Origin of the sequence: Cupriavidus basilensis OR16 (genome assembly GCF_000243095.1) — a bacterium.
In the GTDB taxonomy this organism is placed as follows: domain Bacteria; phylum Pseudomonadota; class Gammaproteobacteria; order Burkholderiales; family Burkholderiaceae; genus Cupriavidus; species Cupriavidus basilensis_D.
Genome location: NZ_AHJE01000300.1, coordinates 1 through 203, shown reverse-complemented (window position 1 = coordinate 203; position 203 = coordinate 1). Strand labels below are relative to the sequence as shown.

The following is a 203-nucleotide window of genomic DNA, read 5'->3' as shown; positions in this document are numbered from 1 at the left end:
TGGGGGAAGTCGCTGGAGGGAACGAATACCCTGGCAAACCTCGCGGGCACGACCAACGTCGGTGGCGTGTTGCAGGCGGCCCAGAACGGCGCGACCGGCACGCTGGCACAGCAGGCCGTGGGCTTCGTTGGCACGGGTTTGATCAATGCCGGGGTTAGCACGGTGTTCAACGGGGGGAGCTTTGGAAATGCGCTCAAGGGCAG

The 203-nt window shown here is 65.0% G+C and carries 1 protein-coding gene; it reads left to right on the top strand.

The genetic code is table 11. The features are described 5' to 3' along the window. Positions 1-203 (top strand): hypothetical protein (locus OR16_RS38815; protein ID WP_006164934.1); only part of this gene is annotated, 203 nt, incomplete at both ends.